This window comes from Mycolicibacterium tusciae, from assembly GCF_002086795.1.
GTDB lineage: Bacteria > Actinomycetota > Actinomycetes > Mycobacteriales > Mycobacteriaceae > Mycobacterium > Mycobacterium tusciae.
In genome coordinates, this window is record NZ_MVIM01000012.1 from 119,216 (window position 1) to 142,098 (window position 22,883).

The 22,883-nt window shown below is 66.4% G+C and carries 28 protein-coding genes; 16 read left to right on the forward strand and 12 right to left on the reverse strand.

Annotated features, from left to right (window positions below; all coding sequences use genetic code 11):
• Window positions 1-102 precede the first annotated feature (102 nt).
• On the forward strand, window positions 103-876 hold the full coding sequence (locus tag BST47_RS20980) for an SDR family NAD(P)-dependent oxidoreductase (RefSeq protein WP_083127568.1): 774 nt from the start codon (window positions 103-105) through the stop codon (window positions 874-876).
• A gap of 128 nt (window positions 877-1,004) precedes the next feature.
• Window positions 1,005-1,466, forward strand: coding sequence for a hypothetical protein (locus tag BST47_RS20985; RefSeq protein ID WP_083127569.1), 462 nt, complete (start codon window positions 1,005-1,007; stop codon window positions 1,464-1,466).
• A 73-nt stretch (window positions 1,467-1,539) separates the two neighbouring features.
• Here BST47_RS20985 and BST47_RS20990 read toward each other — a convergent pair whose 3' ends face one another.
• The 3 genes from BST47_RS20990 to BST47_RS21000 are packed head-to-tail and all read right to left on the reverse strand — an operon-like array spanning window position 1,540 to window position 4,583.
• Window positions 1,540-2,820: an HNH endonuclease signature motif containing protein gene (locus BST47_RS20990; protein ID WP_083127570.1), complete on the reverse strand. Its 1,281-nt coding sequence runs from the start codon at window positions 2,818-2,820 to the stop codon at window positions 1,540-1,542.
• Between the two features lie 56 nt (window positions 2,821-2,876).
• On the reverse strand, window positions 2,877-3,794 hold the full coding sequence (locus BST47_RS20995) for an HpcH/HpaI aldolase/citrate lyase family protein (RefSeq protein WP_083127636.1): 918 nt from the start codon (window positions 3,792-3,794) through the stop codon (window positions 2,877-2,879).
• A gap of 42 nt (window positions 3,795-3,836) precedes the next feature.
• Window positions 3,837-4,583, reverse strand: a complete 747-nt coding sequence (locus BST47_RS21000; RefSeq protein ID WP_083127571.1) for a dienelactone hydrolase family protein — start codon at window positions 4,581-4,583, stop codon at window positions 3,837-3,839.
• A 60-nt stretch (window positions 4,584-4,643) separates the two neighbouring features.
• Between BST47_RS21000 and BST47_RS21005 the strand changes: the two genes are divergently transcribed.
• Genes BST47_RS21005 through BST47_RS21015 form a run of 3 tightly spaced genes read left to right on the forward strand, consistent with a single transcriptional unit; the run spans window position 4,644 to window position 7,128 of the window.
• Window positions 4,644-5,438 carry a thymidylate synthase gene (locus BST47_RS21005; RefSeq protein ID WP_207568653.1) on the forward strand — a complete coding sequence of 265 codons (795 nt, stop codon included), beginning with the start codon at window positions 4,644-4,646 and terminating at the stop codon, window positions 5,436-5,438.
• The gene (locus BST47_RS21010) at window positions 5,435-5,920 is read left to right on the forward strand and encodes a dihydrofolate reductase (RefSeq protein ID WP_083127573.1); all 486 of its coding nucleotides are present in this window, start codon (window positions 5,435-5,437) and stop codon (window positions 5,918-5,920) included. Before BST47_RS21005 ends, BST47_RS21010 begins: the two co-directional genes overlap by 4 nt.
• On the forward strand, window positions 5,917-7,128 hold the full coding sequence (locus BST47_RS21015; RefSeq protein ID WP_083127574.1) for a winged helix-turn-helix domain-containing protein: 1,212 nt from the start codon (window positions 5,917-5,919) through the stop codon (window positions 7,126-7,128). The genes BST47_RS21010 and BST47_RS21015 overlap by 4 nt, the downstream gene beginning before the upstream one ends.
• Window positions 7,129-7,200: 72 nt before the next feature.
• Here BST47_RS21015 and BST47_RS21020 read toward each other — a convergent pair whose 3' ends face one another.
• Window positions 7,201-7,788, reverse strand: a complete 588-nt coding sequence (locus BST47_RS21020; protein WP_083127575.1) for a nucleoside deaminase — start codon at window positions 7,786-7,788, stop codon at window positions 7,201-7,203.
• Window positions 7,789-7,823: 35 nt separating this feature from the next.
• Complete coding sequence (locus BST47_RS21025; protein ID WP_083127576.1) at window positions 7,824-8,123, reverse strand: DUF4193 domain-containing protein; 300 nt, start codon at window positions 8,121-8,123, stop codon at window positions 7,824-7,826.
• Window positions 8,124-8,253: 130 nt separating this feature from the next.
• Here BST47_RS21025 and thyX point away from each other — a divergent pair, with 130 nt between their 5' ends.
• From thyX to BST47_RS21040, 3 genes are read left to right on the forward strand one after another with little or no spacing between them, the layout of a single operon-like run.
• Window positions 8,254-9,006, forward strand: coding sequence for an FAD-dependent thymidylate synthase (thyX, locus tag BST47_RS21030; RefSeq protein WP_083127577.1), 753 nt, complete (start codon window positions 8,254-8,256; stop codon window positions 9,004-9,006).
• Between the two features lie 19 nt (window positions 9,007-9,025).
• Window positions 9,026-9,934 (forward strand): 4-hydroxy-tetrahydrodipicolinate synthase, encoded by a 909-nt coding sequence (gene dapA / locus BST47_RS21035; RefSeq protein ID WP_207568654.1) that lies wholly within the window; start codon window positions 9,026-9,028, stop codon window positions 9,932-9,934.
• Complete coding sequence (locus tag BST47_RS21040; RefSeq protein ID WP_083127579.1) at window positions 9,934-11,613, forward strand: ribonuclease J; 1,680 nt, start codon at window positions 9,934-9,936, stop codon at window positions 11,611-11,613. Before dapA ends, BST47_RS21040 begins: the two co-directional genes overlap by 1 nt.
• Window positions 11,614-11,617: 4 nt before the next feature.
• Here the strand turns inward: BST47_RS21040 and BST47_RS21045 are convergent, their stop codons facing one another.
• The 4 genes from BST47_RS21045 to BST47_RS21060 form a co-directional block, all read right to left on the reverse strand.
• Window positions 11,618-12,490 (reverse strand): SAM-dependent methyltransferase, encoded by an 873-nt coding sequence (locus tag BST47_RS21045; RefSeq protein WP_083127580.1) that lies wholly within the window; start codon window positions 12,488-12,490, stop codon window positions 11,618-11,620.
• Complete coding sequence (locus BST47_RS21050) at window positions 12,490-13,302, reverse strand: mycofactocin-coupled SDR family oxidoreductase (RefSeq protein WP_083127581.1); 813 nt, start codon at window positions 13,300-13,302, stop codon at window positions 12,490-12,492. Before BST47_RS21050 ends, BST47_RS21045 begins: the two co-directional genes overlap by 1 nt.
• Entirely contained in the window at window positions 13,302-13,616 is a 315-nt protein-coding gene (locus tag BST47_RS21055) for a putative quinol monooxygenase (RefSeq protein WP_083127582.1), read from the reverse strand. The genes BST47_RS21050 and BST47_RS21055 overlap by 1 nt, the downstream gene beginning before the upstream one ends.
• Window positions 13,617-13,720: 104 nt before the next feature.
• Window positions 13,721-14,005, reverse strand: coding sequence for a DUF2834 domain-containing protein (locus tag BST47_RS21060; protein ID WP_083127583.1), 285 nt, complete (start codon window positions 14,003-14,005; stop codon window positions 13,721-13,723).
• A gap of 97 nt (window positions 14,006-14,102) precedes the next feature.
• On the opposite strand from BST47_RS21060, the gene BST47_RS21065 reads away from it, so the two are divergent.
• Both BST47_RS21065 and BST47_RS21070 read left to right on the forward strand, forming a co-directional pair.
• Window positions 14,103-16,586 carry an FtsK/SpoIIIE family DNA translocase gene (locus tag BST47_RS21065; protein WP_083127584.1) on the forward strand — a complete coding sequence of 828 codons (2,484 nt, stop codon included), beginning with the start codon at window positions 14,103-14,105 and terminating at the stop codon, window positions 16,584-16,586.
• A 43-nt stretch (window positions 16,587-16,629) separates the two neighbouring features.
• Window positions 16,630-17,157, forward strand: coding sequence for a peroxiredoxin-like family protein (locus BST47_RS21070; protein WP_083127585.1), 528 nt, complete (start codon window positions 16,630-16,632; stop codon window positions 17,155-17,157).
• Between the two features lie 56 nt (window positions 17,158-17,213).
• On the opposite strand, the gene BST47_RS21075 is transcribed toward BST47_RS21070, so the two are convergent.
• Window positions 17,214-17,723, reverse strand: coding sequence for an amino-acid N-acetyltransferase (locus BST47_RS21075; RefSeq protein ID WP_083127586.1), 510 nt, complete (start codon window positions 17,721-17,723; stop codon window positions 17,214-17,216).
• Between the two features lie 41 nt (window positions 17,724-17,764).
• Between BST47_RS21075 and pgsA the strand changes: the two genes are divergently transcribed.
• From pgsA to pspM, 4 genes are all read left to right on the forward strand, one after another.
• Window positions 17,765-18,361, forward strand: coding sequence for a CDP-diacylglycerol--glycerol-3-phosphate 3-phosphatidyltransferase (gene pgsA / locus BST47_RS21080; RefSeq protein ID WP_083127637.1), 597 nt, complete (start codon window positions 17,765-17,767; stop codon window positions 18,359-18,361).
• Window positions 18,362-18,490: 129 nt separating this feature from the next.
• Window positions 18,491-18,823 carry a transcriptional regulator ClgR gene (clgR, locus tag BST47_RS21085; RefSeq protein WP_083127587.1) on the forward strand — a complete coding sequence of 111 codons (333 nt, stop codon included), beginning with the start codon at window positions 18,491-18,493 and terminating at the stop codon, window positions 18,821-18,823.
• A gap of 105 nt (window positions 18,824-18,928) precedes the next feature.
• Window positions 18,929-19,741, forward strand: a complete 813-nt coding sequence (gene pspA, locus BST47_RS21090) for a phage shock protein PspA (protein ID WP_083127588.1) — start codon at window positions 18,929-18,931, stop codon at window positions 19,739-19,741.
• An 18-nt stretch (window positions 19,742-19,759) separates the two neighbouring features.
• A complete protein-coding gene (gene pspM / locus BST47_RS21095) occupies window positions 19,760-20,578 on the forward strand; it encodes a phage shock envelope stress response protein PspM (protein WP_083127589.1) in 819 nt (272 codons plus the stop codon).
• On the opposite strand, the gene BST47_RS21100 is transcribed toward pspM, so the two are convergent.
• Both BST47_RS21100 and BST47_RS21105 read right to left on the reverse strand, forming a co-directional pair.
• Window positions 20,575-20,991 carry a DUF5313 domain-containing protein gene (locus BST47_RS21100; protein ID WP_083127590.1) on the reverse strand — a complete coding sequence of 139 codons (417 nt, stop codon included), beginning with the start codon at window positions 20,989-20,991 and terminating at the stop codon, window positions 20,575-20,577. The genes pspM and BST47_RS21100 overlap by 4 nt on opposite strands.
• A gap of 30 nt (window positions 20,992-21,021) precedes the next feature.
• The gene (locus BST47_RS21105; protein ID WP_083127591.1) at window positions 21,022-21,462 is read right to left on the reverse strand and encodes a limonene-1,2-epoxide hydrolase family protein; all 441 of its coding nucleotides are present in this window, start codon (window positions 21,460-21,462) and stop codon (window positions 21,022-21,024) included.
• A gap of 41 nt (window positions 21,463-21,503) precedes the next feature.
• Here BST47_RS21105 and BST47_RS21110 point away from each other — a divergent pair, with 41 nt between their 5' ends.
• Both BST47_RS21110 and BST47_RS21115 read left to right on the forward strand, forming a co-directional pair.
• Window positions 21,504-22,676, forward strand: a complete 1,173-nt coding sequence (locus BST47_RS21110) for a glycosyltransferase (protein ID WP_083127592.1) — start codon at window positions 21,504-21,506, stop codon at window positions 22,674-22,676.
• A gap of 10 nt (window positions 22,677-22,686) precedes the next feature.
• Window positions 22,687-22,881 (forward strand): DUF3046 domain-containing protein, encoded by a 195-nt coding sequence (locus tag BST47_RS21115; protein ID WP_083127638.1) that lies wholly within the window; start codon window positions 22,687-22,689, stop codon window positions 22,879-22,881.
• The last annotated feature ends 2 nt before the right edge of the window (window positions 22,882-22,883 follow it).

The following is a 22,883-nucleotide window of genomic DNA, read 5'->3' on the forward strand; positions in this document are numbered from 1 at the left end:
CGATTAGCGCGACTAGACGGCTGTATCACTGGCACTGTTCACGGTGGACGAGGTGGTCCGCCGGTGGCGAACCCGTCCCTGCGGCGGATGTGGAGAAAAGTTGTGACCCAAGGACCTGGACGTCTGCTCGGCAAGTCGGCGGTGATCACCGGGGCGGCGATGGGCATCGGGCGGGCGACCGCGGAGGTCTTTGCCCGTGAGGGCGCACGTCTGATCGTGACTGACATTCAACGCGAACCGCTGCTTGGGCTAGCCGATGAATTGCGCCGTAGCGGTGTCGAAGTCGAGACGGTCGTCGGCGACGTCTCGGTCGAGGAGGACGCGAGGCAGATGATCGCGGCCGCAATCGATCGCTTCGGCCGGCTCGACGTGCTCGTCGCCAACGCCGGCATCATCCCGCTCGGCGACGCGACAGAGGTGACGGCCGCCGCCTGGGACGAAGTCATGGCGATCGATGGGCGTGGCATGTTCCTCACCTGCAAATTCGCGATCGAAGCGATGGTGTCGAACGGTGGAGGTGCCATCGTGTGCCTCTCCTCGATCTCGGGACTGGCCGGCCAAAAACGTCAGGCGGCCTACGGGCCGGCCAAGTTCGTCGCTACCGGCCTGACCAAGCACCTGGCGGTCGAGTGGGCTGACCGCGGTATCAGGGTGAACGCCGTTGCGCCGGGGACGATTCGAACAGAGCGGGTCAACCGGCTTCCGGAGGAGCCGGGCGGCTCGGAATATCTCGCCGACATCGAGCGCATGCACCCGATGGGCCGACTTGGTGAACCGGCGGAGGTCGCCAACGCCATCGCCTTTCTGGCCTCCGACGAAGCTTCGTTCGTCACCGGCGCTGTGTTGCCCGTCGACGGGGGATTTCTGGCGCAATAGCGCCCCACCCGGCCGCATCATGAAACAGTCCGGTGGCCGCCGGGGCGAACTACTATTGCCCCTCGACACGGACCGCTGGCGAAGCGCTCGCCGCAACACTTTTCACACGAATCGGAGGAGGACGAGCGATGCCAGGGATAGCCGACATTGCGTTGGGTGCAGCGCCGATCGCCGGCGGTGCCCTGCTGGGTGCCGCTGCGGGCAGCTTCAAGGGCCCCGATGTTCGCGCCATGATCGCCAAGGACATGGACCTGCTGGAACGGATTCCGGACGACCAGCCGGAACTCAAAGAGCGCCTGAAAACGAGCATCACGGAGCGCATCAACGATCTGGTCGAAGGGACGGAGCGCTCGCGGGCGTTACGCGAAGCCGCAGCGTCCTACAGCGGAAATTGGCGCGACATCGTGGTGTTCATCTGCGCCGTCCTGTTCACGATCGTCTGGTGGAACGTCAGCCACAGCCGTTCGAACTGGCTCGTGATGTTCATCGCGATGATCATCTTGTCCGTGGTCGCAGCCATCTATGCGGGCCGGGGGATTGCGCGCGCCATCGGCAGCTACCTACACAGAAACGACGAGAAGAATCAATAGTCGCCGTGGTCATTGCGTGCTGCCCAGCAGCTACTGCATCAACTTCTCAATGCGCCAACCGGTTTGATCCACGTTAGTTGTTGCTCTGTGGTTTGGGTTGGAAGGGTGTGTACCACCACCATTGGGCGCGTTCGCCGGTGGGTCCGCGGTAGGGCGGGACGTCGGGTGGGGGTCGAGTGGGTGGTCGGGCCAGTGATCCTGGGCTCAGTGTGTGTCCGTGGCTGTCGGTGACGGTGAGGCTGTCGGCGGGTCCGGTGATGGTGATGATCCCGCGGTGGTGGGCGCGGTGGTGGTAGGGGCAGAGCAGCACGAGGTTGTCCAGGTCGGTGGGGCCGCCGTCTTCCCAGTGCTGGATGTGGTGGGCGTGCAGTCCGCGGGTGGCGCTGCAGCCGGGGACCGCACACGTGGGGTGGCGGTATTCCAGGGCCCGGCGCAGGCGGCGGGTGATGGTGCGGGTGGCTCGCCCGGCGCCGATGATCTGCCCGTCGCGTTGGAACCACACCTCGCAGGTGGTGTCGCAGGTCAGGCATTGGCGGTCGGCGTCAGACAGCAGCGGGCCCAGATGCAGGTGGGCGATCTGCTCGGTGATGTCGAGGTGTACCACGACGGTGGTGTGCTGGCCGTGCGGTCGTTGGGCGGCGTCGGTGTCCCAACCGGATTCGATCAGGCGCATGAATGCCTCACCGGTGGTCGGGAACGGCGGCGCCACCGCGGCGTTGTCGGTGTCGTGGTCGCGTTTCCATTGGGCGATCGCGGCGTCGAGATGGGATTGCAAGGCTGCGTCGAAGGTGGCGGCGTCGAGGTGCGACAGGGTGATTTTCCAGGTGGTGGTCTGCTCGTCGCTGCGGGATGTGGTGATTGTGGGCCGCGGTGGCGGTTCGGGTTCACGGTCGGGTGGGGTGTCGCGCCAGGGGTCGGGTTCAGGTTCTAGGGGTGGTTCGAGTTTGAGGGCGGTGTTGAGTTGGTTGACGGTGGCGACTTCGGCCAGGCTCACGTAGTGCGCATCAGATCCTTGGCCGGCTTTCTCGGCGATGATGCCGACCTGGTCCAGCGATAGCCGGCCTTCGCGCAGGCCCGCCAGGCACAGCGGAAACTGTTCGGCCCGGTGCGCGATCGCGGCGATCTTCTCGGCATTTCTCGACGAGCTTCCGGTTTTCCACGCCACCAGCGCCGGGATCGAGCGACACCCGGTGATGCCCACCAGGTTGTCGTGGTCCATCTCCGCGACGATGTCCACGATGCGCCCGTCGATGGCGTTGCGCTGACCCATCAGCTCACCCAACTCGCCGAACAACACCTCCAGCCGATCTTTCGGACGCAACACCCCCGCATCAGGTGTCGTGGTCGTGGACATGAACCCATCAAAACAGCAGGGTCCGACAAGTACAGCGCCCAGAGACGAGGAAAAGCTCAGTAGTGGTAGGTGTCCGACGGCGCGGGGATGTGCGCCGGGTCGTCGACGTCGTCGAACTCCGATTCGTGAATGCCGTAGGACCGAGCGAGGTCGAGGATCTTGTTGGCCCGCGCGATACGCGGCAGGTCGGAGCCGTTGCGGATCTCGCCGCCGTCACGTTCGAACTCGGTGAAAAACTCCTTGGCCCAACTGATTTCCTCTGCCGACGGTGACAGTCCCTCGTTCACCGTCGGGCACTGATCGGGTGTCAGGCAGATCTTGCCCGTCATCCCGAACTCAGCGGACACCGCCGTCGCCTCACTGAGCTTGAGCGCACTCGAACCGACCGTCGGCCCGTCGATCGCGCTGGGGAGATGCGCCGCCTTGGCCGCGATCGTGAACCGCGACCGCGCATACGCCAGCGTCGTCGGGTTGTCCCCGAAGCCGGTATCCCGTCGAAAATCACCGATGCCGAACGCCAGCCGGAATGTGCCCTTGGTGGCGGCGATCTCGGTGATGCGCTCGAGACCGCGCGCCGTCTCCACCAGCGCCACGATCGGCACGTTCGGCAGTCGCTTGGCGGTTTCGGTCACGTGGTCGACGGACTCCACCATCGCGAGCATCACCCCGCCCGGCGACAACTTGCCCAACGCGTCGAGATCGTCGGCCCACCACGGCGTGCCGAACCCGTTGACGCGGACCCAGTCACTGTTGCCCTCGCTGAGCCACCGGATGACATTCTCCCGGGCGCCCAGCTTGTCCTTCGGGGCGACCGCATCCTCGATGTCGAGGACGACGATGTCGGCGCGCGACGCCGCCGCGGGTGCGAAGCGGTCGTACTGCGCGCCGTTGACCAACAGCCAACTGCGGGCCAGTACCGGATCGATGCGCGTTCCGTCGCCGGAATCCGAGTGCTCTGCCGTCGCCTGGTCCATGCGTTCATCGTGGCGCACCCGCACCCACCGGCGCTACGGGGGTCAGCCCAGGTGCGTGCCGAAGAACGACTCCATGGCGTCCCAGTGCCGTTTGGCCGCCGCCTTGTCATACGGCCCGTTGTCAGGTACGGCGAAGCCGTGCCCGGCCGCGTACCACTCGATCGTGTGCTCGACGTCGGCGGCGGTGAGCGCCTTGTCCAGGGTTTCAGCTGCTTCCGGGGTGAAGGACGCGTCGTTCTCGGCGCCGCCGACGTAGACGGCCGCTTTCATTTGATCGGCGAGCAGGTGCGGGCTGCCGGGGTCGTCGGCCGCCAGACCGCCGCCGTGGAATGACATCGCCGCGGCGACACGCTCCGGCACACGACCCGCGACCACGAGCGACGTCCGCCCGCCCATGCAGTATCCGGTGGTGCCATACGCCTCGCCGGTGACCTCCGGCCGTGCGGACAGGTAGTCGAAGAAGGCCTTCGCGTCGGCGGCCATGATGTCGGGCGTCACCTTCGAGATCATCGAGAACAGCCGCTTGCGCTCGTTCTCGTCGCTGAACACCGACGCCATCTCGAACGGGGCCCAGTCGCCGTCGCGGTAGTACACATCGGGCACCAGGACGGCGAAGCCGTAGGCGGCCAGCTGGTCGCCCATCTCGCGGAAGGTTTGGCGCGCCCCGCCGGCGTCGGGGTACATGACGATTCCCGGCCACGGGCCAGCAAAATCCGAGCCCTCGGGAGTGTGCAACGTCACCGGGCAGGTCCCGTCGGCGGTCGTGATGGAGTCGGTGGTTGTCGGCATGCCTTCGGTTCTACTCCTGCCCTCTGGACGTAAGCTGACCGAGTGCCGGTCACTGGGTCTATAAGCACGCCGTATGAGGACCTCCTTCGCCTGGTTTTCGAGCGTGGGACAGCGAAATCGGACCGCACCGGCACCGGCACCCGCAGCCTGTTCGGCCACCAGATGCGCTACGACCTGACGGCGGGCTTCCCGCTGCTCACCACCAAGAAAGTGCACACAAAATCGATCATCTACGAGCTGTTGTGGTTCCTGCGCGGCGACTCGAACGTGCGCTGGCTACAGGAGCACGGCGTCACGATCTGGGACGAATGGGCTTCTCCGACAGGCGATCTGGGGCCGGTATACGGGGTGCAGTGGCGGTCGTGGCCCACCCCGTCTGGTGACCACATCGACCAGATCAGTGCGGCGCTCGAGCTGCTCAAGTCGGATCCGGATTCGCGCCGCAACATCGTGTCGGCCTGGAACGTCGGCGAGATCCCGCAGATGGCCCTGCCTCCATGTCACGCGTTCTTTCAGTTCTACGTGGCCGACGGCCGGCTGAGCTGTCAGCTCTACCAGCGCAGCGCCGACCTGTTCCTCGGCGTTCCCTTCAACATCGCCAGCTACGCGCTGCTCACCCACATGATGGCCGCCCAGGCCGGGCTCGAGGTGGGGGAGTTCATCTGGACCGGCGGTGACTGCCACATCTACGACAATCACCTCGCGCAGGTCACCGAACAGCTGAGCCGCGAGGCGCGGCCCTATCCGGAACTTGTGCTCGCACCGCGTGATTCGATCTTCGACTACACCTACGACGACATCGTGATCAAGAATTACGACCCGCACCCGGCGATCAGGGCGCCCGTGGCTGTATGACGACGGTGGGGCTGATCTGGGCCCAGTCGACTTCCGGTGTCATCGGTCGCCGGGGAGGTATTCCGTGGCGGCTGCCCGAGGACCAGGCCCGCTTCAAAGAGCTCACGATGGGGCGCACCGTCGTGATGGGGAGACTGACCTGGGAGTCGCTGCCCGCGAAGGTGCGGCCGCTGCCGGGCCGCAGAAATGTCGTACTGACCCGGCAAGCTGACTACATGGCTGACGGTGCGCACGTGGTTCCCCTGCTTCAGGACGCTCTGACCGACGACATGACCTGGGTGATCGGCGGTGAACAGATTTACACGCTGGCGCTCCCGCTCGCGACGCGGTGCGAGGTCACCGAGGTGGAGATCGACCTGCCCCGCCACGACGGTGATGCGGTGGCGCCCACGCTGGACGAACAGTGGATAGGCACCGAAGGGGAGTGGCTCACCAGTTCCTCCGGTCTGCGCTATCGGTTCTTCAGCTACGTTCGCCCGTGAGCACGCTGACCTCGGCACAGGCGCGCAGGATCGCCGTCGCGGCCCAGGGCTTCGCCGAACCGCGACCGAGCGGGGCGTTGACGCGCGCACACCTGCGTCGGCTGATCTCGCGGATCCAAGTGCTGCAACTGGATTCGGTGTCGGTGGCGGTGCGCGCCCACTACGCGCCGGTGTTCAGCAGGCTCGGCCCCTACGACCGCGACGTGCTGGATCGTGCGGCGTGGAGCCACAGCACCCGCTCGCCACGCCTGCTGGTCGAATATTGGGCGCACGAGGCCGCGCTGATGGCGGTGGACGACTGGCCGCTGATGCGGTGGCGCATGCGCGAGTACACGCATGGCCGCTGGGGCAAGGAGATCGTCAAGAGGAACGGACGGCTGGCCGACGACATCGTCGCCGCCATCGCCGAACTCGGACCGTCGACCGCCGGTCAGATCGAAGCGCACCTCGGCGCCGACCAGCGCGGCCGCAAGGGCCCGTGGTGGGACCGCAGCGACACGAAGTGGGTGACGGAGGCGTTGTGGTCGGCTGGCGTGCTGACCACGGCCACCCGCATCGGGTTCGCCCGCCACTACGACCTCACCGAGCGGGTGTTGCCGCCGGAGGTCGTGGCACGGGAGGTTGACGACGATGAGGCGCTGCGCGAGCTGATGCGGCGGGCCGCCGGCGCGCTCGGCATCGGCACGGAAGCCGACATCCGGGACTACTTCCGGCTGTCGCCGAAACTGTCCAAACCGGCGCTCGCCAAGCTCGTCGCCGACGGGGAACTGGAGCAGGTCGAGGTCGACGGTTGGGCGGCGCCGGCGTACCTGCGTGCGGGTCAGATCGTGCCCCGGCGCGACCGTGGCACGGCGCTGCTGTGCCCGTTCGACCCGTTGATCTTCTTCCGGCCGCGCGTGGAGCGGCTGTGGGAATTCCATTACCGCATCGAGATTTACACGCCCGCCCCCAAGCGCCAGTTCGGGTACTACGTATGGCCGTTTCTGCTCGACGGCAGACTTGTCGGCCGCGTCGACCTGAAGGCCGATCGTGCGCAGGGGACGCTCTACGTCGTCGGTGCATTCGCCGAAGACGGGGAGCAGCCGACGCGCCTGGCGGCGCCGTTGGCCGCGGAATTGCAGACCATGGCGGCGTGGCTGGGGCTGACCGACGTCACGGTGGGCAAGCGGGGTGACCTGGTGACCCCCCTCAAGCAAGCGCTGCGCTGATCGACTGTCGGGTAATGTCACGCTGTCAGCCCCGACGGCGTGACACAATCCGACGCTCGAGCTTAGGTGTCGTCAGTTGAACGGAATGTCGTTGTCGGCCTTGGAGTCTTGATACTGCTGTGACAGTCCGGCGTATACATCGCGGATGCACCGATCCTGCTCGAGCAACCGGCTGCGCAGCGGCTCGGGTTCCGCGTCGACGAGGTCGCGGATCGACCGTCCGGTCCAGAACGCGTTGGTGTGCCGGTAGTTGCCGTCCTCGACGCCGAAGACCTCTTGGAGGATCTTCAGGTCGTGGGGGATGCCGAATGCGTCGCGCGAATCCTGATAGGTGAAGAAGTAGTAGAAGTTGTCGAACCCCGCCCACGTGATGGCCGACAGGCACAGGGGGCAGGGTTCATGAGTGGATAAAAAAACCAGTTCGCGCGTGGCCGGGCGGTCGGGCAGTTCGTAGAACTGGTTGAGGGTGCTGATCTCGCCGTGCAGCAGCGGATTGTCCGTCTCGCTGTTCGTGCCGCACAGCACCAGCGACATATCGGATTTACGGAGCAATGCGGCGCCGAACACTTTGTTGCCCGCCGCGACACCACGCTCGGTCATCGGCAGGATGTCGCGTTCCATCACATCGAGAAGACGCGATGCCACGGTCGACCCTGCCATGGCGTCACCCTAGCGCCGACGGCGGCGGCAGAAGGTCAGACGCAGTCCGCGCACACCAGTCTGTCGCCAGACTGCAGCGCGAGCCTGTTGCGGTGCTGCACCAGGAAGCAACTGGAGCAGGTGAATTCGTTGGCCTGCTTCGGGATCACCCGAACGGTGAGCTCTTCACCCGACAGATCGATGTCGGGCAGGTCGATCGCGTCTACGGCATCACCGTCATCGACATCGAGCACCGCCACGTCGACCTTGTCGCGCCGGCGCGCGGCGATCTCCTCCAGAGACTGGTCGCCTTCGTCCGTGTTCTGGGTACGGGGCGCGTCGTAATCAGTGGGCATCGGCCACTCTCCCTCCAAGTCCGGTGCTGCGTTAAACGCCGACCGAGGACCGCATAATTCCCCTCCGATCCGCAGCCCAAACGCGCACGTCAGTCCCAACCGTGACGAGGCGCTCGCGCTAGGGTGAGCCGTGGCCGAGATCGCGCCGTTGCGCGTACAGCTGATCGCCAGGACGGAGTTCGCGGCGCCGCCTGACGTGCCGTGGAGTACGGACGCCGAGGGCGGGCCCGCGTTGGTGGAGTTCGCCGGCCGTGCGTGCTATCAGAGCTGGTCAAAGCCCAATCCGCGGACCGCGACCAATGCCGCCTATCTGCGGCACATCATCGACGTCGGTCACTTCTCGGTGCTTGAACACGCGTCGGTGTCCTTCTACATCACCGGGGTCTCGCGGTCGTGCACCCACGAGCTGATTCGGCACCGCCATTTCTCCTATTCGCAACTGTCGCAGCGCTATGTCCCCGAGCACGACGCGCAGGTCGTCATGCCACCCGGTATCGAGAACGATCCCGAACTCGAAGAGATCCTCACCGCTGCCGCCGACGCCAGCCGCGCGACGTACACCGAACTGCTGGGCAGGTTGGAGGCTCGGCTCGCGGACGAGCCGAACGCCGTACTTCGACGTAAGCAGGCCCGACAGGCTGCCCGGGCGGTGCTGCCCAACGCCACCGAGACCCGCATCGTCGTCACCGGCAATTACCGCGCGTGGCGGCATTTCATCGCGATGCGCGCCAGCGAGCACGCCGACATCGAGATTCGCCGGCTGGCCATCGAATGTCTGCGCCAATTGATCGAGGTCGCACCGCAGGCGTTCTCCGACTTCGAGATCTATGCGCTGGCTGACGGCACGGAGGTGGCAACCAGCCCGCTAGCCACAGAGGCGTGACCCCGAGCGGGTAATCTCACTGTTCGTGAGTACCGGCGGATTCGACGTGACGGCCCAGTTGGGCACCGTGCTGACCGCGATGGCTACCCCGTTCAAGCCCGACGGCACCCTGGACACCGACACCGCGGTCCGGCTGGCGACCCGCCTGATCGACGCGGGCTGCGATGGCCTGGTGCTGTCCGGCACCACCGGTGAGTCGCCGACGACGACGGACGGCGAGAAGCTGACGTTGCTGCGGGCCGTACTCGAGGCGGTCGGGGACCGTGCCCGCATCATCGCCGGCGCCGGAACGTACGACACCGAGCACAGCATCGAGCTCGCCAGAGCCTGCCACGGCGAGGGTGCGCACGGCCTGCTGATCGTGACGCCGTACTACTCACGTCCGCCGCAGGCCGGGCTGGTCGCACATTTCACCGCGGTCGCCGACGCCACGCCGCTGCCGGTGGTGCTGTACGACATTCCGCCGCGCTCCGCCATCCCGATCGAATGGGACACCATCCGGACGCTGGCCACCCATCCCAACATCGTGGCGATCAAGGATGCCAAGGGAGATCTGCACGGCGGCGGGCAGATCATCGCCGAGACGGGGCTGGCCTACTACTCCGGTGACGACGCGCTGAACCTGCCGTGGCTGGCGATGGGCGCCGTCGGGTTCATCAGCGTATGGGGCCACGTGGCGGCGAGTCAGCTGCGGGACATGTTGTCGGCGTTCAACTCCGGCGATGTCGCGACGGCACGCAAGATCAACGTCACGCTCGGACCGCTGGCCGACGCACAGGCACGTCTGGGCGGTGTGACGCTCGCCAAGGAGGGGCTGAGACTGCAGGGTTTCGAGGCCGGCAACCCGCGGCTGCCGCAGATACCGGCGACACCGGACCAGATCGACGAGCTAGCCGCAGATATGCGGGCCGCCACGGTGCTGCGCTAGTGAACGAAGAACTCGCACCGCCGGGGCCACTGGCCCCGGGGGGACTGCGGGTCACCGCGCTGGGCGGCATCAGCGAAATCGGCCGCAATATGACGGTTTTCGAGCATCTGGGCCGGCTGCTGATCGTCGACTGCGGCGTCCTGTTCCCGACGCACGACGAGCCCGGGGTCGATCTGATCCTGCCCGATCTTCGCCTGATCCAGGATCGTCTGGAAGACGTCGAGGCACTGGTGCTCACCCACGCGCACGAGGACCACATCGGTGCTATCCCGTTCCTGCTCAAGCTGCGCCCTGACATACCGGTGGTCGGCTCGAAGTTCACGCTGGCGCTGGTGAACGAGAAATGCCGCGAACACCGCATCAAGCCGGTGTTCGAGGAGGTGGACGAGGGCCAGAGTTCGAGGCACGGTGTGTTCGAGTGCGAGTACTTCGCCGTCAACCACTCCATCCCGGGCTGTCTGGCCATCGCGATCCACACCGGTGCGGGCACCGTGCTGCACACCGGTGACATCAAGCTCGACCAGTCGCCGCCCGACGGCAAGCCGACCGATCTGCCGGGCATGTCACGGCTCGGTGATTCCGGAGTGGACCTGTTCCTCTGCGACTCGACCAACGCCGAGATCCCCGGAGTGGGGCCCTCGGAGAGCGAGATCGGCCCGAACATCCACCGGCTGATGCGTGGGGCGCAGGGGCGCGTCATCGTGGCCTGCTTCGCATCGAATGTTGGTCGCGTGCAACAGATCATCGACGCGGCGGTCGCGCTGGGCCGAAAGGTGTCGTTCGTGGGCCGGTCGATGGTCCGCAACATGGGGATCGCCAAGGAGCTGGGTTACCTCACGCTCGCCAACGATGACGACATCATCGACATCGGCGCTGCGGAGATGATGGCTCCTGAGCGCGTGGTGCTCGTGACCACGGGCACGCAGGGCGAAACGATGGCCGCGCTGTCGCGGATGTCGCGCGGTGAGCATCGCAGCATCACGCTGACGGCCGGCGATCTCATCATCATGTCGTCATCGCAGATACCTGGCAATGAGGAAGCGATCTTCGGCGTCCTGGATGCCCTGGCTAAGATCGGCGCCCGCGTGGTGACGAATGCCCATGTGCGCGTACACGTCACCGGCCACGCCTACGCCGGGGAATTGCTCTTCCTCTACAACGGCGTGCGGCCGCGCAACGTGATGCCGGTGCACGGAACCTGGCGGATGCTTCGGGCCAACGCGGCGCTGGCGACACGCACCGGGGTGCCCGAGGAAAACATCGTGCTGGCCGAGAACGGTGTCAGCGTCGATCTGGTGGCGGGCCGGGCATCGGTCTCCGGTGCGGTGTCGACGGGCAAGATGTTCGTCGACGGACTCGTTCTCGGGGATGTCGGCGAGACGGTGATCGGCGAACGGCTCACGCTGTCTTCGGGTTTCATCGGTATCACCGTTGTGCTGCGAAGCGGCACCGGTAAGTTGGCGTCGGCGCCGCAACTGCACTCGCGCGGCTTCTCGGAGGACCCGAAGTCGCTGGAAGCCGCCACGCGCAAGGTCGAGGAAGCGCTGGAAGCCCTTGCCGCCGAACGGGTGACCGATGTCAACCGCATCGCGCAGGCGGTACGGCGGGCGGTCGGCAAGTGGGTCGGTGAGAGCTACCGCCGCCAGCCGATGATCGTGCCGACGGTCATCGAAATTTAGGGGCTCAGGTCTTCTCGGCGTACGCCGTCCACTCCAGTTGCGACGCCGTGAGCTTGCGGCCCGACGGTTCGACGTAGCGGCGTAGAAAGTAGTCCGGGCCCGCCTGTTCGATCAGCCGCCATCCGTACTGCGCGACGAACGCCGCGATGTCGTCTGTATCCAATCCGAACTTCCACAGCTGCTGCTTCTCGCGAAAGCGGCGATACGCCGACCGGGCGCCGTACAGGTTCGTGCCGTCGATGAAGTCCCGTCGCACGTAGGTGAACACCAGCCGGCTCGACGGCGCGGCGCTGCGCAGGTACTCGAACGTGGCATGTACCGCATCTGCGGTCAGGTACTGCGTCACGCCCTCCCACACGAAGAACGCCCGATCGCCGCTGCGGTGGCCCGCCCTGGTCAGTTCGGCGGCCAGACCGTCGCGCTCAAAATCCATCGGCACCAACCGAACCGAGGGGGGCGCCGCACCCAACACCCGGCGGACGGCAGCCTTCTTGCGTTCGATGTTCACCGGCAGGTCAACTTCGTACACCGGCACATCGGATCGCCGGGCGAGGCGGTACGGCATGGTGTCCATACCGGCGCCGAGGATGATCACCGCATCGATATCGGGCAGCGTGTCGTCGAGCGTCTCGTCGATGAATCGCTTGCGACACGCCAGATTGGCCCACAACCCCTGGCCCGCTCGTTCCGTGGCGCCGATCATCAACCGCCGCAGCGGAGCCAGCCGCGTCGCACTCACGAGACCGCGCAGGCCGGCGGGCAGGAACGCACGAGCCAAGTCGTCGTCGACGAGCCGGCGTTCTGGCGCCTCGTACTGTTCGACGGCGGCCAGCACCATGGGCCCGAAAGCCGTTTGTGCGGGTCCGTTGTCGGCCATCAGCGCTTGTTGACCGATCCGGCATCCACGGGCAGCGCCACGCCGGTGATGTAGCGAGCTTCGTCGGAAACCAGCCACGCCACGGCGTTGGCGATGTCCTCCGGCTGCAGCACCTGAACGGGCAGCGCGTTACCCATATCCTGTGGGCTCTTCTCAGCGATGCTGCCCAGCCACTGCCGGGTGGCCTCGTTGTTGATCATCGGGGTGTCGACACCCGCCGGATGTATCGAGTTGACCCGAATGCTGTGTGGAGCAAGCAGATTGGCGTAGAGCCGCATCAATCCGACAATACCGTGTTTGGCCGCGACGTATCCGATGGCGCCGGGGTCGTCGCTGCCCATCCCGACGAGACCCACGACCGAACTGGTGAGCACAATCGACCCGCCGTCGCCCTGCTCGACCAGCGTCGGGATCGCCACTTCGGCCGTGTGGTACACGCCCGTCAGGTTGACGTCGATGACGTCCTGCCAGCCCTCCGGCCCCGATTGCATCGGCGCGATACCGGCATTGGCGACGACGATGTCCAGCCGGCCCAGTTCGTCGACACCGGCCTGCAGCGCGGACTGGAGGGCAGCCTGATCGCGAACATCGGCCTGCTGCGCCACGATTCGCGCGCCGGTGTCCTCGACGAGCTTTACCGTCAACGCGAGATCGTCAGGCGTCGCCAGGGGATAGGGCACCGACGCGATCTGGTCGCAGATGTCGACCGCGATGATGCTCGCGCCGTCTGAGGCCAGCCTGACCGCCTCGGCGCGGCCCTGACCTCGGGCGGCACCGGTGATGAACGCGACCTTGCCGTCGAGGGCACGCATTACGGACGCAGTGCACCCTTCGAGGGATCGCCGCCGACGACCGGCTGCAGCATCTTGATGTCGGGTGCGCCGTCGAGGAGCTCGCCGACGGTGCCGAACAGCGTCGCGACGGCCGGGGCCTGGCTGTGGGCCGTCAACGCATCGGCGTCGGCCCACTGCTCGACGAAGACGAAGGTGCCGTCGGCCTCGTGCAGTGCGTAGAGGTCACAGCCGGGTTCGGCATGCACCGCCTCGATAGCCTGCTTGCATGCGTCCCGGACGGTGTCCACCGACTCGGGTTTTGCCTTCATGGTTGCGACGACGACGATGGGCATGGGCGGTGAACTCCTCGGTGAGTGCTGGCCGGAACGGTGATCACCCTACTCAGCGAACCTAACTAAATTCTCGCTACCCGGTGTTCAGCCCACATCGACCCAGATCACGATCGCCGCGATGGCGACTCCGAGGATTGCCAATGGAATCGTGTCGCCACCATCAGGATCACCGCTGGGAAGGCGAGCAGAAACAGGTCGACCGTCAGTGACCGGGCCGCCGGTGTCACTTTGGTGTCGTTCCAGAACTCGAGCAGAAAATTGGCGCTGTCGGAGTAGGCCAGGTTCTGGCTCCAGGTAGCCACCAGCGCGCCTATCGAGACCAGCGCATATACAGCGCAGAGCACTCTACTCGAGGTCGGCAGGCCCGCAGCCCGCGTCGTTTCGGTCATGGGGGCACGCCACGACGTGCCAGGTCAGCGATTGATACCGTTCTGTGACCCGTGTGGCAGATGGTGATTGTGGGGCCATTGCGACTAGTCTTACAGCATGCCTAGTAAGACCGCCGCGCGTTCCGGCAGCCGCTCTAGCAGGTCAAAGTCCGGCGCGCGGACCACCCGGAAGCGCAAGCCGGCGCCGCGGCGGGGTCCATCACCGGTGTCGTCGGCCGGCGCCACCGTGGGCCGCGGGGTACGGGCGGGGTGGCTGATGCTGGCCAAGGGCGCCGGGTCGACGGCGCGGTCCGTCGGCCGGGCCCGCGAGCTCGACCCGGGTCACCGCCGCGACGGCATCGCGCTGGCTCTGCTCGGCATCGCCGTGGTGATCGCCGCGAGCTCATGGTTCGACGCGGCCCGTCCCGTCGGCGCGTGGATCGACACCTTCCTGCGGGTGCTGATCGGCTCATCGGTCGCATTGGTGCCGATCGCACTGGCCGCGGCCGCCGTCGTGCTGATGCGCACCGAACCCAACCCCGACTCCCGGCCGCGCCTGATCCTCGGCACGGCGATGATCGTGCTGCCCGTCCTGGGGCTGTGGCATCTGTGGGCAGGATCGCCTGCCGACCCCGTCGCGCGACAGCACGCCGCCGGCTTCATCGGGTTCGCCATCGGCGGCCCGTTATCCGACGGGCTGACCGTATGGATCGCGATGCCGCTGCTGGTGATCGGTGCACTGTTCGGTCTGCTGTTGGTGACCGGCACGACGATTCGCGAAGTGCCCGACGCGGTTCGGAGCATGTTGTCCACGCGATCGTTCCGCGGTGAGTACTACGACGATGACGAGTACTACGACGACGAAGAAACCGCCGTCGCCGCCGGCTCCGACGATTTCTCCGACGGGTACTACGACGACCCCGCCGGCTACACCGACGACGAGGCGACGGCCTGGCCTTCCGGAGCCGGGGGGCCCGCGACGTTCAACGGCGGTACGCCGATGGAGAACTACCCGATCGAGGACGAGACACCGACCGTTCCCGAGCCCGCCGCCAGGGCGCGCAAGAAGAAGACGGCCAAGCCCAAGATCGTCGACCGCGTCGTCGACGGGCCGTACACGCTGCCGTCGCTCGACCTGTTGATCGCGGGCGATCCGCCGAAGCGGCGCAGCGCGGGCAACGACCGGATGATCGAGGCGATCACCGAGGTGCTCGACCAGTTCAAGGTGAACGCCACGGTGACCGGCTGCACACGCGGGCCGACCGTCACCCGCTACGAGGTCGAGCTGGGCCCGGGCGTCAAGGTCGAGAAGATCACCGCGCTACAACGCAACATCGCCTACGCCGTCGCGACCGAGAGCGTGCGGATGCTCGCGCCGATCCCGGGCAAGTCCGCCGTGGGCATCGAGGTGCCCAACACCGACCGGGAGATGGTCCGGCTGGCAGATGTTTTGACCGACCCGGGTACCCGTAGCGACCACCACCCCTTGGTGATCGGCCTCGGTAAGGACATCGAGGGCGAGTACATCTCGGCCAACCTCGCCAAGATGCCGCACCTGCTGGTGGCCGGATCGACGGGCTCGGGCAAGTCGAGCTTCGTCAACTCGATGCTCGTGTCGCTGCTGGCGCGCGCGACTCCCGAGGAAGTCAGGATGATCCTGATCGACCCGAAGATGGTGGAACTGACGCCCTACGAAGGTATTCCGCATCTGATCACCCCCATCATCACGCAGCCGAAGAAGGCGGCCGCGGCGCTGGCGTGGCTGGTCGAGGAGATGGAGCAGCGCTACCAGGACATGCAGGCGTCGCGCGTGCGCCACATCGACGACTTCAACAAGAAGGTTCGGTCGGGGGAGATCACCGCGCCGCTGGGCAGCCAGCGCGAGTACAAGCCGTACCCCTACATCCTCGCGATCGTCGACGAGCTCGCCGACCTGATGATGACCGCACCACGTGATGTGGAGGACGCCATCGTGCGTATCACGCAGAAGGCCCGCGCCGCGGGCATCCACTTGGTGCTCGCCACGCAGCGGCCGTCGGTGGACGTCGTCACCGGCCTCATCAAGACCAACGTTCCGTCGCGACTGGCGTTCGCCACGTCGTCGCTGACCGACAGCCGCGTGATCCTCGACCAGCAGGGCGCCGAGAAGCTCATCGGCATGGGCGACGGGCTGTTCCTGCCGATGGGCTCGAACAAGCCGATCCGACTACAGGGCGCGTTCATCACCGACGAGGAGATCCACGCCGTCGTCGAAGCCACGAAGTCCCAGGCCGAGCCGGAATACACCGAGGGCGTCACCGCCGCCAAGACGACCAGCGAGCGCACCGACGTCGACCCGGACATCGGCGACGACATGGACGTGTTCCTGCAGGCGGTCGAGCTGGTCGTGTCCAGTCAGTTCGGTTCTACGTCGATGCTCCAGCGCAAGTTGCGTGTGGGCTTCGCCAAGGCGGGCCGGCTGATGGACCTGATGGAGACCCGCAACATCGTCGGCCCCAGCGAGGGATCCAAGGCGCGCGAGGTGTTGGTCAAGCCCGACGAGCTGGCGGGCACGCTCATGTTGATCCGCGGCGGCGACGCGGGTGACGACGACGAGGAATGAGAGTCGCGGTTAGCATGAAGTCCGGCTAACCGGAAGCGTTGGGATGTTCACCGCAGGCGACAAGGTCAAGGCGCGAACGCTGCGCACTGTCACAGACACGCACGTGAGCGTGCCTGCGCCGGAGCGGCTGGTTCACCTGCAATTCCGACGTTTCGCGGGGTGCCCGATCTGCAACCTTCATCTTCGAGACGTAGCACGGCGGCGCGATGAGATCGAGAACGCCGGGGTCACTGAGGTCGTCCTGTTCCACTCTGCCGCCGACCGGCTTCGGCAATACGTTGCCGATGTCCCGTTCGCGATGGTGGCTGATCCGGAACGCAAGTTGTACAAGGAGTTCGGCGTCGAGTCGTCGCTGCGCTCGGTGTTACATCTCGGTGCGGTTCGAGCCGCCGTCCGCGGAATCAGACACTCCACCTCGGTCGTCGGTGCCCTCGCCCCGGGGGAAGACCACCTCGGCAATCCAGCCGATTTCCTGATCGAGCCGGATGGCACCATACGGGCCTGCAAGTACGGCATCCATGCCGACGACCAGTGGTCGGTCGACGAATTACTCAAACTCGCGGCAACTTAACGGGTTGATTGCGGCTACCGGGTGCACGCAATCAACCCGTTAACGGCCGCAGGCGGCTACAGAGTGAGCAGCATTCGGGTGTTGCCGAGGATGTTCGGCTTGACGTAGGACAGGTCGAGGAACTCCGCCACGCCGGTGTCATACGAGCGGCACATCTCCTCGAAGACCTCCGCCGTGACCGGCGTGCCGTCGATCTCCTGGAAGCCGTGTCGGCTGAAGAATGCGACTTCGAAGGTCAGGACGAAGATGCGCTCCAGGTGCAGATTCCTGGCCACATCCAGCAGCCGGTCGACGATCGCGTGCCCGACCCCTTGACCCCTGACCTTCGGATGCACCGCGACTGTGCGCACTTCGCCGAGGTCCGACCACAGCACGTGCAGGGCGCCACACCCGATCAGTTCGCCGTTGAGCTCGGCGACCCAGAACTCCTGGACGGCCTCGTACAGCGTCACCAGGTTCTTCTCCAGCAGGATCTTGCCGGAGTAGATGTCGACCAGAGCCTTGATCGCAGGCACATCCGATGTTCTGGCCCGCCGGATGGCGACCGATCCGGGATCTGCGCTCACACGTGGAGAGTATCCGTCACAGCAACCGATATTCTGTTGCGGTGCCGGGCGAACCCACGACCGATCCCGTGGTGCCGCGCGCCCGGGTGGCGAACATCGCCAATGTGCTCACCGGTATCCGGCTGGCGTTGGTCCCGGTGTTCCTGGTCGTCCTGTTTGTCGCTGACGGCCACGAAACGTTCTGGCGGATAGCCGCATTCATCGTGTTCACGGTTGCGGTGATCACGGATCGGTTCGACGGCGCACTGGCCCGCAGCTATGGGATGGTCACCGAATTCGGCACCCTGATCGACCCGATCGCCGACAAAGCCCTCATCGGTGCGGCGTTGATCGGTCTGTCGATCCTCGGCGAGATGCCGTGGTGGGTGACCGTCGTGATCATGACGCGCGAGATCGGCATCACGGTTTTGCGCTTCGCGGTGCTGCGCCACGGCGTCATTCCGGCCAGCCGCGGCGGAAAGCTGAAAACCCTCGTCCAGGGCGTGGCGATCGGCCTGTTCGTGCTGCCCTTGTCGGGCCCCTGGCTCACCGGGGCCTGGGTGGTGATGGGGGCGGCCGTCGTCCTGACGGTGATCACCGGCATCGACTACGTCGTCTCGGCCATTCGCGATTCGCGCGCACGCCCCGCCGCGCACTGAGTCCAGTCCGTTTGTACAGCGGTTTCGCCTCGAACGGCCGCTATTTGTGCGATCCGGGAACCCCCCGCATGCCCGCGGCGTTGCCCTAATACAAAGCCCAGCGACGGACCTCTCGAAAGGGGAGCACGTATGACGGCATTGCTGCGCGAGGTGATCGGCGACGTGCTGCGCCGCGCCCGCACCGAGCAGGGCCGCACCCTGCGCGAGGTGTCCGACTCCGCACGGGTCAGCCTTGGTTACCTCTCCGAGGTCGAGCGTGGCCGCAAGGAGGCTTCCAGCGAGTTGCTCAGCGCCATCTGCAGCGCGCTGGACGTGCCGCTGTCGCGGGTGCTGTCCGACGCGGGCGACGAGATGGGTCGCCAAGAACTTGCGGCGTTCGAGCGCGAATCGATCGGTTCGGCCAACATCGACGCCTCGACGAAGGTCGTCATTCCGCAGGTCGTGTCGATGGCGGTCGCCTGAGCCGGTGTAGGTGCGACAACAGTCACCGACCCGATAGATTGGGCAGCACGGTAAGCCGGCGGCCCAGGGCCGAGACAACGACAGACACGAAGGCGGGATGAACCGATGGCCAATCCGTTCACCAAGGCGTGGAAGTACCTGATGGCGCTCTTCAGCTCCAAGGTCGATGAGTACGCCGATCCGAAGGTGCAGATCCAGCAGGCCATCGAGGAGGCCCAGCGCCAGCACCAGGCGCTGACTCAGCAGGCCGCCCAGGTCATCGGTAACCAGCGTCAGCTGGAGATGCGGCTCAACCGCCAGCTCGCCGATATCGAGAAGCTTCAAGTCAACGTCCGCCAGGCCTTGACGCTGGCCGACCAGGCGACCGCCGCCGGCGATGCCGCGAAGGCCACCGAGTACACCAACGCCGCCGAGGCGTTCGCCGCGCAACTGGTGACCTCGGAGCAGAGCGTCGAGGACCTCAAGTCCCTGCACGATCAGGCGCTGCAGGCCGCCGGGCAGGCCAAGAAGGCGGTCGAGCAGAACGCGATGATGCTGCAGCAGAAGATCGCCGAGCGCACGAAGCTGCTCAGCCAACTCGAGCAGGCCAAGATGCAGGAACAGGTCAGTGCATCGCTGCGGTCGATGAGCGAGCTCGCCGCGCCCGGCACCACGCCGAGCCTCGACGAGGTCCGCGACAAGATCGAACGGCGCTACGCCAACGCGATCGGGTCCGCCGAGCTGGCGCAGAACTCCGTGCAGGGCCGGATGATGGAGGTGCAGTCTGCCAGCGTGCAGATGGCCGGACACTCGCGGCTCGAGCAGATCCGTGCGTCCATGCGCGGTGAGCAGTTGCCGGCGGGCGGTAACGCCGCAGCCGCGCCTGCCGCACCGGCTGCCAACCCCCAAGCGGCACCGGAAAACCCACTGTCGCAGTAACTTCCGTGAGGAACAGGTGTGAATTCGCGAGCCAGTAGACCGGAGGCGTGGCGCTCGATGGTGCAGCGCGGCGTGGACACCGCCGCGGAGTGGTCCGATGTGGTGGCCGAAAAGCTCAACGCCGCAGCGGATCCGCGCGCCAAACTGTTGCGCAAGCGACGCTGGGCACTGCGGCTCGGCGTGTTCTTCACGGTGTCGTCGCTGTTCTGGATCGGTGTCACCGGACTGCTGTCGGCGTGGGAAACCCCGTTCTGGGCACTGTTCATCCCGGCTCCCATCGCGGTCGGCGCCGCATTCCTGGCGACGCTGTCGTTCCTCCGCTACCGCTGGCTGCGCGGTGAACCGTTGCCGCCGCAGCGTTCCCGTACCGCTCGACGGCTGCCGGCGTGGGGTTCGGCCGCCCGCCAGCCGATGGCCGCGCTGGCCGCCTCGGAACGCGGTCTGTTCTCGCTTCTCGGGGTGATGGAGCGCGGCCGGCTGCTGCCCGCCGACGAGCTTCGGGAGCTGACGGCCGCGGCCAACCAGACAGCCGCCACGATGACCGCGACCGCGAACGAGGTGGTGTCGATGGAGCGCACGATCAGCTCCGCACCGCAGTCGCGCGCGCATTTGGCGCCGACGATTCAGGCCTTCACCGCTCAGCTGCAGCAGGGTAGCCGTCAGTACAACGAAATGGTCACCGCGGCAGCGCAATTGGTGTCGGCGGCCAACACCGGGTCGATGTCGAGCTCACCGATGACCCAACAGCGCTACCGCAATGAGCTGTCGAACGCGACCGATCGGCTGCTCGGATGGGCGCAGGCCTTCGACGAACTCGGCCACCTGCGCCGGGCCTAGACGTCGTGCGAGCTCGACGGTCCTGAGCGCGGCCCGTAGCGCTCGATATACGCCTCGTGGACGTGGGCGTTCTTCTGGCGGGAGAGTGCGTCGACGAGGTTCGGGTCCAGACCGTGCTTTCGCAACATGTGTCGTCGCCAGACCTTGTTGAGCGCGTGTGAGAAGAACACGAATGGGATCAGGATCGGCAGCGTCATCGACAAGTGCACGTCCAACGTGGTCGGGATGAACCAGAACGGGATCAGGATGACGAACGCCGGGATGAAGACGCGAATCATCATGCGGACGGTGGCGCCCTTGCCGGCCAGGTCGTTGCGCACCCAGTCGTGCATGGAGGCCGGCAGCGCTCTGCCGTAGCAGTAGCCGATGTATTCGACGAAGTTCGGCCGTGTGCGCGCGGGTTCGGTGCTCATATCGAGCCCGAATGATAGCAATGCGGCAGGCTACATGGTCGCGCGCAAGGACGGGAACACCGTTGCGGCGACTCCCCGGACGGTCCCCTTCAGGAAGTCGAGCGTGTCGAAATAGTCTCGCCATAGGGTGATCCGCCCCGCATGCACCTCGAAAACCCCGCACACCCAGAACTGGATGCGCAGCGGTCCGAACACCAAGGCGTCGGTGCGCTCGGTCAGCACCGCATTGCCCTCGGCGGCGATCCGGTGAATCTTCACCTCGAAGCCCATGCGGCCTTCGCCCCGTCTCATCATGCCGACGATGCGTTCGCGGCCCCTGATCGTAGGGAATCCGACGTTCTGCCATTCGATGGTGTCCGCCAGCGAGCGGTCGACGGTGTCGAAGTCCTCGTCCTGAAGTGCGTAGAGGAACGTTTCGACGACACGGACGTTGTCGAGGTCGGGTCTTACTCCAGATGCCTGGTCGGTCATGTCTTCAGACTATGGGGCAGCGCTGTGGCATGGTAGGCCCAATGCGCGTCGCGGTCGTTGCCGGACCCGATCCCGGGCACGCCTTTCCGGCCATTGCGCTGTGCCTTCGCTTCCTGGCCAACGGGGATTCACCGACACTTTTGACCGGCGCACAGCGGCTGGCCGTGGCCACAGCGGCAGGTGTCGACGCGGTTGAACTCGTCGGCCTGGACGCGACCGAAGCCGACGACGACGCCGACGCAGGCGCCAAGATCAACCAACGGGCGGCTCGGATGGCGGTGCTCAACGCACCACAGCTGACGGAGCTGGCACCGGACCTGGTGGTGTCGGATGTCATCACCGTCGCTGGCGCGTTCGCCGCCGACCTCCTTGGCCTGCCCTGGGTCGAACTGAACCCTCAGCCGCTGTATCGACCCTCGAAGGGCCTTCCGCCGATCGGCAGCGGGCTGGCGCCCGGCGTCGGCATCCGCGGCAAGGTCCGCGACACGGTGTTACGGGCGATGTCCGCCCGGTCATGGCGCGAGGGACTGCGGCAGCGGCAGGCGGCGCGGGTCGAAATCGGTTTGCCTGCAGTCGACCTGGGACCACGGCGACGGCTGATCGCCACGCTGCCCGCCCTGGAGATGCCGCGCCCCGACTGGCCGTCCGAGGCGGTGATCGTCGGGCCCCTGCACTTCGAACCCACGTCGTCGGAACTGCCGATTCCGCCCGGCTCCGGCCCGGTGGTGGTCGTCGCGCCGTCGACGGCGACGACCGGTGCCCACGGCCTGGCCGAACTTGCCCTGGACACCCTGATCCCCGGCGAGGCCCTTCCCGAGGGGTCGCGGGTCGTGGTGTCGCGGCTGGGCGGTCCGGCTGCGCCGGTGCCGCCGTGGGCCGCGGTCGGGCTGGGCCGCCAGGACGTACTGCTGTCGAGCGCCGACGTGGTGATCTGCGGTGGCGGGCACGGCGTCGTGTCCAAGTCACTGCTCGCGGGCGTACCGCTCGTGGCGGTGCCCGGCGGTGGCGATCAATGGGAGATCGCCAATCGCGTTGTGCGCCAAGGTAGTGGGGTGCTGGTTCGCCCATTGACCGCCGAGGGGTTGGCGGCCGCGGTGCGTGAGGTGCTGTCGTTACCGGCTTATCGTGAGGCCGCGCGAGACGCAGGCGCGACCCTGGCCGACGTTGACGATCCGGTACGGGTGTGCCATGAAGCGGTTGGGCCGACGGCGTAGGTTGGGCGACGTGCGGTTGACGGAATTCAACGAACTCGTCGAGGGGCAGTTCGGGTCGGTGCGCGGCGCGTCGTTGCTCGTTGACCACGTCTTGACTGGTCTCGGCGGGCGCACCCCTGCGCAGGCCATCGAGGATGGCGTCGACCCGCGCGATGTCTGGCGCGCGCTGTGCGCGGATTTCGACGTCCCGCGCGACCAGTGGTGACC

Coding starts and splice junctions, on each gene's coding strand:
- BST47_RS21025 (WP_083127576.1), bottom strand. CDS start 8,123: ATGCCCACTGATTACGACGCGCCCCGTACCCAGAACACGGACGAAGGC.
- BST47_RS21045 (WP_083127580.1), bottom strand. CDS start 12,490: ATGGCCGACAACGGACCCGCACAAACGGCTTTCGGGCCCATGGTGCTG.
- BST47_RS21055 (WP_083127582.1), bottom strand. CDS start 13,616: ATGCCCATCGTCGTCGTCGCAACCATGAAGGCAAAACCCGAGTCGGTG.
- BST47_RS21050 (WP_083127581.1), bottom strand. CDS start 13,302: ATGCGTGCCCTCGACGGCAAGGTCGCGTTCATCACCGGTGCCGCCCGA.
- BST47_RS21020 (WP_083127575.1), bottom strand. CDS start 7,788: ATGGCAGGGTCGACCGTGGCATCGCGTCTTCTCGATGTGATGGAACGC.
- pspA (WP_083127588.1), top strand. CDS start 18,929: ATGGCCAATCCGTTCACCAAGGCGTGGAAGTACCTGATGGCGCTCTTC.
- BST47_RS21000 (WP_083127571.1), bottom strand. CDS start 4,583: ATGCCGACAACCACCGACTCCATCACGACCGCCGACGGGACCTGCCCG.
- BST47_RS21100 (WP_083127590.1), bottom strand. CDS start 20,991: ATGAGCACCGAACCCGCGCGCACACGGCCGAACTTCGTCGAATACATC.
- BST47_RS21060 (WP_083127583.1), bottom strand. CDS start 14,005: ATGACCGAAACGACGCGGGCTGCGGGCCTGCCGACCTCGAGTAGAGTG.
- BST47_RS21110 (WP_083127592.1), top strand. CDS start 21,504: ATGCGCGTCGCGGTCGTTGCCGGACCCGATCCCGGGCACGCCTTTCCG.
- BST47_RS21065 (WP_083127584.1), top strand. CDS start 14,103: ATGCCTAGTAAGACCGCCGCGCGTTCCGGCAGCCGCTCTAGCAGGTCA.
- BST47_RS20995 (WP_083127636.1), bottom strand. CDS start 3,794: ATGGACCAGGCGACGGCAGAGCACTCGGATTCCGGCGACGGAACGCGC.
- BST47_RS21010 (WP_083127573.1), top strand. CDS start 5,435: ATGACGACGGTGGGGCTGATCTGGGCCCAGTCGACTTCCGGTGTCATC.
- BST47_RS21105 (WP_083127591.1), bottom strand. CDS start 21,462: ATGACCGACCAGGCATCTGGAGTAAGACCCGACCTCGACAACGTCCGT.
- clgR (WP_083127587.1), top strand. CDS start 18,491: ATGACGGCATTGCTGCGCGAGGTGATCGGCGACGTGCTGCGCCGCGCC.
- BST47_RS20985 (WP_083127569.1), top strand. CDS start 1,005: ATGCCAGGGATAGCCGACATTGCGTTGGGTGCAGCGCCGATCGCCGGC.
- BST47_RS20990 (WP_083127570.1), bottom strand. CDS start 2,820: ATGTCCACGACCACGACACCTGATGCGGGGGTGTTGCGTCCGAAAGAT.
- BST47_RS21070 (WP_083127585.1), top strand. CDS start 16,630: ATGTTCACCGCAGGCGACAAGGTCAAGGCGCGAACGCTGCGCACTGTC.